The 9,164-nt window shown below is 42.1% G+C and carries 7 protein-coding genes and 1 pseudogene; 5 read left to right on the top strand and 3 right to left on the bottom strand.

The genetic code is table 11. The features are described 5' to 3' along the window. The coding region (locus VB714_RS13490) for a hypothetical protein (protein ID WP_323224981.1) at window positions 1-1,546 on the bottom strand (1,546 nt) is incomplete at its 3' end. A 207-nt stretch (window positions 1,547-1,753) separates the two neighbouring features. Here VB714_RS13490 and VB714_RS13485 point away from each other — a divergent pair. After that, window positions 1,754-2,239, top strand: a complete 486-nt coding sequence (locus VB714_RS13485) for a hypothetical protein (RefSeq protein WP_323224979.1) — start codon at window positions 1,754-1,756, stop codon at window positions 2,237-2,239. 43 nt (window positions 2,240-2,282) lie between these two features. Here the strand turns inward: VB714_RS13485 and VB714_RS13480 are convergent, their stop codons facing one another. Further along, complete coding sequence (locus VB714_RS13480) at window positions 2,283-3,947, bottom strand: HD-GYP domain-containing protein (RefSeq protein ID WP_323224976.1); 1,665 nt, start codon at window positions 3,945-3,947, stop codon at window positions 2,283-2,285. Between the two features lie 124 nt (window positions 3,948-4,071). Further along, window positions 4,072-5,724 carry an SWIM zinc finger family protein gene (locus VB714_RS13475; RefSeq protein ID WP_323224974.1) on the bottom strand — a complete coding sequence of 551 codons (1,653 nt, stop codon included), beginning with the start codon at window positions 5,722-5,724 and terminating at the stop codon, window positions 4,072-4,074. A gap of 127 nt (window positions 5,725-5,851) precedes the next feature. Between VB714_RS13475 and VB714_RS13470 the strand changes: the two genes are divergently transcribed. The 4 genes and pseudogenes from VB714_RS13470 to VB714_RS13455 form a co-directional block, all read left to right on the top strand. Next, entirely contained in the window at window positions 5,852-7,042 is a 1,191-nt protein-coding gene (locus VB714_RS13470; protein WP_323224972.1) for a homocysteine biosynthesis protein, read from the top strand. Window positions 7,043-7,277: 235 nt separating this feature from the next. Beyond that, window positions 7,278-7,430 carry a lmo0937 family membrane protein gene (locus tag VB714_RS13465; RefSeq protein ID WP_323224970.1) on the top strand — a complete coding sequence of 51 codons (153 nt, stop codon included), beginning with the start codon at window positions 7,278-7,280 and terminating at the stop codon, window positions 7,428-7,430. 134 nt (window positions 7,431-7,564) lie between these two features. Beyond that, complete coding sequence (locus VB714_RS13460; RefSeq protein ID WP_323224968.1) at window positions 7,565-8,059, top strand: CsbD family protein; 495 nt, start codon at window positions 7,565-7,567, stop codon at window positions 8,057-8,059. A gap of 255 nt (window positions 8,060-8,314) precedes the next feature. Further along, window positions 8,315-9,164 (top strand): annotated as a pseudogene (locus tag VB714_RS13455) (IS200/IS605 family accessory protein TnpB-related protein); the annotation flags it as partial.

Genomic DNA, 9,164 nt, shown 5'->3' with positions numbered 1-9,164 from the left:
CATTCTCCCGCAGGTAACGAATTACAGGTTTTAAATCCGAACCATCCAAAGCATGAGGAACTTTTAACCAACTGTGAATCATTTTTCCGTAAATTGGATCGCGAGGAATTAATGAAGTAAAAAGTAATAAAATAATGATAAAATATTGAGGATATATTGTATTGTTTATTTCCTTTTTGAACAACACAATTTGAGAAGTAAAACTTTCTAACTGGGGTGAGAAGTGATGCAGTAAGAAAATTGGTAACATCCAGTATAAACAGCCATAAATTAAGCGATGAAATTGTTCTGCTGCCATAACGCGGCGAAGAGCTTCAATCGCTAAGGGATTACAAAAAAGCAGAAAGGGAAATAGTGTTAATCCCGACATAATATCCAGTTTTCTCTCAGGTTTTCCAAAGAGTAAAAATAGTGTTGTTGTGAATACGATTAGCCAACCCACAAGCCCGATCGCATGACTTAAAGGGGTATAGCGAATAACATACATTTTCCAGCCGAAAATAGTTTCAATATTGAAGAGATATAAGTTTTGATATTCTAAATCTAAATTTTTGGCTATAGGTTCTCGCAGCAAACAGAATGAAATTGTAGCCAATATGCCCAAGGCGATCGCCAACACTAAAACTCGTCTAAATTGAGGCTTTAAACTGCGATAACGAAACAGCACCAAAGTTGTAGCGATCGCCGCGATCGCAGTCACTTGAAATAAAGTAGATTGTTCGTGGTTATCCCAACAAAACCAAAGCAGAGGAGGTAAAAACAATAAGTAACGCCATTGCTCTTTTAAAAAGAGAGCAATAATTAAAACCAATGCCTCTAAATAAATAATATAAGACAGCATCGGACCAGAAAAGACACTGTAACGATAAAAACTAATGGCATCATAGCCAAAATAACCTAAAGACATTAAACTGGCTAACCAACTTAAAGGAAGATTATGGGTGATGAATCTAGCAATACGAATAAATTCCCAAAATAAGATTCCTTGGGTCAGAGCAGAAACGAAGGTTAAACCCAATCTTTCCCCATAACTCAATCCCGAAGATTGTAAGAGCCAATGTTCGTAAAATGTAGCAAAAGTAACATAGCGATTCTCGCTAAAATAGTTCATAAACTTGGCTTTTTCCCAGGCTTGAATGCGATAAAAATAATCTACTGAATCCGATGGATGTTCTAAATAGGGTCCGATATAAAGCATTGCAATCACGAAACAAAATAAGAAAGCAAGCGTTCCCAGATCGAGGGGTAAATCTTGCCGACGCTGTTGCCAAAACGAGCAATGAGGCCGAAAAAACCAGACAATTCCTCCCGCGATCGCAATACTAAAAGCCATGCCTGTAAAAATATTCCGGATGGGTTCAACGGGTACAGCTAACCAACGACTAACAATATAGATAAGAAAATAAATCAGCCATCCCCAAGCAAAAACGGGAAGCGATGCAGACTCAAAACCAGAACGTTTGAGGATAAACTGATTAATCCCATGATTGAGAACGAGAAGAGAAAAGAAAAATGTAAAGAATTGTAAGAAAAAGAAAAAAAGCATAGATTTTCGCCGCAAAGTTCAGAATATATCACTCCTCAACCCTTAACTCCGAATTCCAGAACGTTTTCTGTGATACAGATCGCTAGTTGAGAAGGGATACGATCTCTCAAAATTCTGCCCTATCTCACCTCCAAAACCGAGGAAGATCGCTGCACGGCAAAGTAAATCGCGGGATAGTAAACCTGTGAGGAATTGAGATAATGAATTATGAAAACGCTCCAAAACAACCCCATCTCTCGTAGTTTCGCTGCTACCTTGGTCGCCTTAACCGTTGCTACCCCCGCGATCGCTTCCCCAGAGATCGCGCATCAGAGTGCAGAAACAACCCGCAATGCACCCATTACCTTAGCAGAAGGTATTCATTTATACGGTGAGTCGGTAAATCCTAACGAAATTGGCAAATCTTACGCTATTCTTGAAGTTAAAGCCGGACAAATCACAGGAGCATTTTATCAGCCTCGTTCCTCTTTTGATTGCTTCCGAGGTGCAACAAAAGAAGGTCAATTGGCTTTAAATATAACCGATAGCTACACGGGAGAAACTTTTCCTTATGCGATCGCCATTGAAAATACTTCTTTAGTTGCTTCAGTTGGGGATATCCCCACCAATAAACCTGGTTTGGAGGGATTTTATCCCATCGAAGATATCAGCGATCGCGATCGCGAATTACTGCAAACCTGTCAAGGGCAATAAGAGCAAAATAAGGGGAAAATAAGATAGAAATTCTACCAAATTTCTATCTTGGATGGCTCAAAATTTGATAGACTCGACGTTGAATAAATATCTCGACTAGATCGCCATTGATTTTATTCTTCTCAACCTCTTCTCGTAGAATGTTGAGAACAATATTAACAGGAATTGGACGCTTATAGGGACGATCCGCCGCCGTTAACGCATCATAAATATCAGCAATGCTCATCATTTGTGTTTGAATGGGAATTTCTTCCCCCGTTAACCCCAAAGGATAACCGCTACCATCTAATTTTTCATGATGTCCGTAGGCGATCGCCGGAATATCTTGTAGATGTTTTGTCCAAGGAATGCGCTTGAGAAACTCATAGGAATGAGTCACATGAGCCTCGATCTCAAAACGTTCTTCTATGGTTAAATTGCCCCGAGGTAATAACATTTGCTCCATTTCTTGGGCAGTGACGAGGGGTTTGAGAGTGCCATCGATATCCTGATAGTAATACTCTGAAAGTGCGGTTAATTCCACAAAAGCCTCCTCTGATAAAGCCTCAAATCGCTTTGTTGCTAATGCCTCGGGTTCGTTGATCTCTTCCATAAACTTTAAATAGCGATCGAGCTTTTCTAACGCTGCTTCCAAGCGATCGTCAAAGGCTTGTAATTGCTGACAATGAGAACAATTCGCATCGGGAGTATGCTGATAATCGGGATGATTGACCAAATACTGAAACTTATCCTGGGCGCACTCCATTTGTAAGGTACGAATTGCAACAGCAAAACGCTGACGAATCACTTCTAATTGTTGGGGATAGAGCTTTTTGCGCTTATTAAGAATTGCTTCAGGAACGCCAATTTTGCCAAAATCGTGTAGTAAGGCCGCATAACGCATTTCCTGTATTTGCTGTGGGTTGAAATAGAGCGATCGCAAGCGTCCCTTTTTCATCTCCGTCACTTCCCGAGCCAAACCCACAGTTAAAGCGGCTACTCGTTCGGAATGTCCGGAAGTGGTGGGATCTCGTGCTTCAATAACTTGTACAGAAGCCTTGACAAAGCCCTCAAAGAGGTGTTCAATGCTTTTTTGGAGAATATTACGTTCGATGGAAATTGCCGCTTGAGAAGCTAAAGAACGCACTAAACGTTCTTCCCAGTCCGAATAGGGTTGAGTAACATTTAGGGCATTATCTCCATTGATTCTAATATCGTGGCGCAGTTTGCGATTAATTAATTGCAGGACTCCAATAATTTCCCCTTCTGCATCCTGCATGGGTAGCACTAATACCGAACAAGTGCGATAGGAAAAATCGCGATCGAAATTGCGATCGAGTTGATAGGGTAAACCGGGTAGCAAATTATGAGCATCGGGAATATTTAGAGATTGTCCCGTTAAAGCCACATATCCTGCCAAACTTTTTGACGTGAGGGGTAGGGTAAACTCTTGAAACAAAACCCTAGGGAGAGAATCATTCTGAGCAATTTTGAATACGAGTTGAGGTACTGAATTGATGCGATCGACTAAAAAAACACTTCCCGCATCGCTACAGGTAATTTCGCGACTTTTGCTGAGAATTAGGGACAATAATTCCCCCAAGTCATGACTTCCCGATAGCGCTGTACCGATCGCCAATAATTGTTCGATTAAGGACACCCGTTGGGTTGCGGTGGTAATGAATTCCTCACTCTCAAAGGTCAAACTCGGGGACTCGAACGCTGTCATAACTGTTCGGGGGTACTGCACATCTGAAAACCCATCAACGAGTCCTCCTGGGAAGATACTCTGCAAATGGGGCTATGTTATTAAGTCTAACTCGCATAACTTTATTTGCCGATTTTTGTCTTGCTTAGATTGACCGTCTCTTCTGACGATCGCACTGCATTCTTAAAGCCAGTATATGCTCGCAGGGTCCCTTATATAATTTATTCTGTTGAAACCAATTGCAACTACACTCAGCTTGCACGAGACGGCGATCGCGATCGATAACTAAATAGGGTTCGTAAGTGCGATCGCGATCGCCAACAGTTCCTTGCACAGTATGGTCGCTTTCCAAGTCTCCCGCGATACTCGTAACCCTGACGCTATTATCCTCTAAAAAACGAGTTGCTTTTTCTTCTCGTTCATTCGCAAAGCGCAATCTTTCCATCGGTAAAGGTTCGCGACTCAACTCCCGCACGCGATATACTTGTTTATTGAGATCGTAAATTGCTCGACCTGCTTGGGTATAAGCACTTAATGCTGCCAAAATAATACTCCGATCTAAATTTAAGCGCTTGGCTAAATCTCCCACAGATTCCGCCCAATTTTCCTTTAAACTCGTAAATACTTGTTGCTGGGTGAAAGCATCTACCTCTGTCCTAGAGGTCATCAGGTCAAAATTCCCCGATCCCGACCAATCATTTGCACTCCACCCCGATAACCCCAAGGTGAAAGACATATCCCCCAGATCCGCTACGTAAAAAGAAGGCATTCCCGTGCCGAGGAGATGTACGGTAAACTTCTTAGCAATGGGGAGAAGACGTTCGAGAATGAGAAGACGACGACGACCCCAAACTCTGATAACTTGTGCCTTAGTTCCCTTGTATAGCGATCGCGGACAAATTACCTTTATTTCCCAGGGTTCAAACACAATCTCGATCGGTTGTCCAGGAGTCAAATGGTAGCGCATCCCCCTCGGACTCTGTTTTTCTTTGTAACGTCGCAGGATAAAGCAAATATTATAAACATCCATCGGCTGCAATTCCAACTGAACTGCTGGGAGAGACATAGCGGAACTCACTTGTAAGAACCCTCGCACCCAACTATCCGGTAAATCGATTTTCACTTCTTTATAAGTATCTTCCTGAGTTGTTTGTACCTCAAACCCAGAAGGATCGACTTGAAATAAAGTGTTTTTATAACTGCGAATTTTTTGAAATTCGTTGTAGAGATCCGCCGAATAATCAATATTAGTTGTCCCGCAAGCAAACTCATTAATGTTCTTAAAAACCTCGTAACTTGCCCCCAAACGACCATAACTCGATTCATCCTGAGAAAAACACTCAAAAAATACCTCATCAGGATGGACGGTAATCACCGGATCGAGAACAAACCACATATCGCGATCGCGTTCGTAGAGATAGTTATAGTAGTCTCTTTGTGCTTTGTAATATCCCGACCAACGGTTACTTTTGCGTTGATAGAGGTCTTTAAGTTCACTTTGTAAAGTTCGTATCCGTTCCCGCACCTCCGATCGCTGTGCGGCGATTAACTGCCAGTCTAAGTCATCTTGTTGCGATCGCCATATTTTATATTCGGTGCGATCTTTGGGTTTAAAGCGCAGATCCGAGACGACGACATCATGTAAAGCACTAATAGCCTCGCGAAAAGCAATATTTTTCCGCAATTCGCCAACAAAATAAGTCGGTTGACGCTTCGTGTCCGGAGAAAAGGACATTTGCGTACTATTTCCACCGTCACTAACTGCGGTGCTACCGTTGTATGCGTAATTAAATTCCATCGCGATCGGTTGGGATTAAGGGCGATGAGTCCATTATAATCAACATTTGTACTGATAATCAATCAGAAGATTTTCTTCCCGAGAATTTCTACCCCTAATTTCCCATTACCCAGAAGGAGATTTAAGTTTGCAGAGAACCATTGTCGAAATTAATGACAAAATTCGCGCCTCAAAAGCCGTGGTTTGGACCGTAGAAGAACTCAAACAACGCCTAACCGATACCAGTATCGCTCAAGTAGCGAAAACCGTGGATGTCGTCACCACAGGCACCTTTGAGCCCATGGAATCCGTTGGCGCTATCCTCAACGTGGGTCATACAGACCCACCGATGAAAATTCGCCAGTGTTGGTTAGATGGGGTTCCCGCTTATGGAGGTTTGGGGGCAGTAGATTTGTATTTAGGGGCGACCATGATGGCGGATTATGGGGAAGCGGAGACGGAACGAATAGCGGGAAACCCTTCTCCTGTCAGGGGAGGAGGTCACGTAATCGAAGACCTGATTGCGGGAAAATCCGTCCATTTACGGGCGACGGGACAGGTAACGGACTGCTATCCTCGTGCTTCTTGGGAAAGCACGATTAATCGAGATAGCATCAATCAATTTTATTTATTTAATCCGCGCAATCTCTATCAAAACTTTATTGTGGGGGTTAATGGTGGCGATCGCATTCTCTACACTTATCTCGGTCCCTTGCACCCGCAATTTGGCAATGCAGTTTATGCTAATCCGGGGGCTATTTCTCCCCTTTTCAACGACCCAGATTTACAAACCATCGGTATCGGTACCAAGATTTTTTTAGGGGGAGGAATTGGTTATATCACATGGGAGGGAACCCAACACTTTCCCCTACAAAAACGTTTAGAGAATCGCACCCCCATCGGTCCAGCCTGTACTTTGGCGGCGATCGGGGATGCTAAACAGATGAATTCTCGTTGGGTACGAGGTTGTTATTTCCAAAATTACGGCACCGCGATCGTTTTGGGAGTAGGCATTCCCATTCCGGTTTTAAGTGAAGAAATTGTGCTAAAGTGCGCGGTGCGAGATGAAGAAATTGTTGCTCCTGTGGTGGATTTTGCCATTCCTCGGCGAGTGCGCCCCACCTTTGGCTCTTTCACTTATGCCCAACTGAAAAACGGTCACATTACCATTCAAGGGAAAAAAGTGAGAACCGCACCTCTCGCCAGTATTCGTCTTTCTCGTCAAGTTGCTGAAGAACTCAAACAATGGATTGAAGCGGGGGAATTTACCCTCACGGAACCGGTTGCATCTATTCCCAGCGATCGCGCTTTCTTATCCCAAGACCCTTCTCTGTCTTAAGGCAGAGAAGCTGTGAATTGTATCAAAATACAGGGCAAACGCATACTCAATCAAAGTCTTGTCCGTTTATTAGTACGCGTTGCCCTGCCTGAATGCTTACTATTCTTAACAAAGTCTGTGAAATTGTTAATTCTTTCTGCTGATTACCTAACTATAGGTTTCATTAATAAAATATCCGTTACCGTAGTGGTATAAAAACCGAATTTAACACTGAATTTAACAAGGACGTAAAAAAATGTCTAATCTCATCTGGACTGCCATTGGTGTGGTTTTCATCCTCTGGTTACTGGGATTTTCTATTCACATTGGTGGCAGCTTAATCCATATACTTTTAGTTTTGGCGCTGATCGGCATTGTCTACAATTTATTTGTTGGACGAAGAGTCTAAAAGGTTGTTGATAATTCTTTGCTACTTGCAAAAGCTATCTTCTCGTTTCGTTAGTCGCGTTCATATTTTACTATGAACCATAAATTACTGACGAAACCGATCGAACATACATCATTCATTTTTTAAGATTAACCATGAGTTTAATTAAACAGCTTCGTCGTCTTTTTCTAAACAGTACTTTAGCTATCTTGCTAACAACTGCGATCGCGTTTGGTTTCGGAACAGCCAATAGTTTAGCTGCCACAACATCTCTCGCGCAATTGAACAATTATCCTTCATTTCAACTAGCATCAATGAACCGAGTCGAGGCAATGCAAAAGAATGTTGAAGGCAAAACCCAAGAGGCGATCGGTAATGTTACGGGCAATGCCAAAGATCAAATGATGGGAAAAGCCAAACAGGTCGAAAGTAAGGTTCGGAATGCAGCAGAAGATCTGAAAGATGACATGACATCAAACAATCGGGCTAAAGCAATAGAAAAAAATCTTGAAGGTAAGGCTCAAGAACAGATTGGCAATGTTACTGGCAACCGTGAAGATCAGTTTCAGGGACAAGTTAAGCAGGTTGAAAGTAATATTCTTAATGTGGTAGAAGACATGAAAAATACTGTTAAGGATGCCTTCAATTAGACAATATAGCAAATTGCGAAATCATGAGGTACAATACTGAGAACTGACATAAAAGTTCTCAGTATGGGGACAAAGGTTCAGGGGAAGGGATACGGACAAGACTTTGAGCAAAAATGCGCCGCGCATCCTACGATTCAGTCCGACAGGACGAATCGCTAGTTAGCGGCCAATACGATATGATAAAAAATCCGATAAGCACTGTGGTTTTTGGTATTTAGCGTGTTATAATCAAACGACGTGAGCAATGATAGAAATATGGTCAACTCGATTGTACGCACAGATCGATGGGCATTACAACCCACACCAGAACAACGTAAATATTTGCGGCTAACCCAAAATATTTATCGTCAATTCGTTCGTGGATTGATTGGTGTGGTCTATACTCATTACTCTCACATTAATAGTGCAGAAAGTTCTTGTGTGGCAACCGAGAAACTCATTCATAAAACCAAAAAGAATCCCAGTCCTAGATACTCTCATTTTGACCGTAAATTCTACAAGTTCCCCTCTTATTTAAGACGGGCAGCCATAGAATTTGTAATTGGTCAAGTTTCCTCATTCATTACACGATATTCGTCTTGGCAATCAGGACAAAGAAAAAGAAAAGATGCACTTCCTCCTAAATTGAACGGTAAGACGAATGTTTATGCTGTGCTGTATAAAGGGCAGTGCATTAAGTTTAACGATGAGTTATCTGAAGCAGAAATCAAGGTTTTTAATGGTTTGGATTGGATTTGGATAACCGTTAAAATTGTTTCCCAACGAGAGCGACATCTTGACCCTAACAACAAGCAATTATCGCCAACATTAATTGTTGGTGATAAATCAGTTTGCTTATCCATTCCATTTAAAATCAAGCCAAAATCCTTAACACCTTCTCCAAAAGTCGTAGCCGTTGATGTCGGTATTAATACTTTAGCGACTGCAACAATTGTCAATTCTGACGGCACTGTGACTGCAAAGGAATTTTTTCATCGGGCAGCCGATATAGACCGTCGCGACAAACGATTGCAGTCAATACGTCATAAAGCAAAACTAACTGTTGGTTCGGGTGGGAAATTACCACCACGATTCTGCCAAAAGACTTACTCGAAGTGTCACCGAA

It is taken from the genome of Spirulina sp. 06S082, from assembly GCF_034932145.1.
Classification (GTDB): domain Bacteria; phylum Cyanobacteriota; class Cyanobacteriia; order Cyanobacteriales; family Spirulinaceae; genus CCY15215.
The sequence above is the reverse complement of the archived record's forward strand: the minus strand, read 5'-3'. Positions and strand labels throughout refer to the sequence as shown.

Excerpts from the sequence above, each read along its gene's own strand:
- VB714_RS13475 (WP_323224974.1), bottom strand. The coding sequence starts at position 5,724 with ATGGAATTTAATTACGCATACAACGGTAGCACCGCAGTTAGTGACGGT.
- VB714_RS13460 (WP_323224968.1), top strand. The coding sequence starts at position 7,565 with ATGAGTTTAATTAAACAGCTTCGTCGTCTTTTTCTAAACAGTACTTTA.
- VB714_RS13480 (WP_323224976.1), bottom strand. The coding sequence starts at position 3,947 with ATGACAGCGTTCGAGTCCCCGAGTTTGACCTTTGAGAGTGAGGAATTC.
- VB714_RS13465 (WP_323224970.1), top strand. The coding sequence starts at position 7,278 with ATGTCTAATCTCATCTGGACTGCCATTGGTGTGGTTTTCATCCTCTGG.
- VB714_RS13485 (WP_323224979.1), top strand. The coding sequence starts at position 1,754 with ATGAAAACGCTCCAAAACAACCCCATCTCTCGTAGTTTCGCTGCTACC.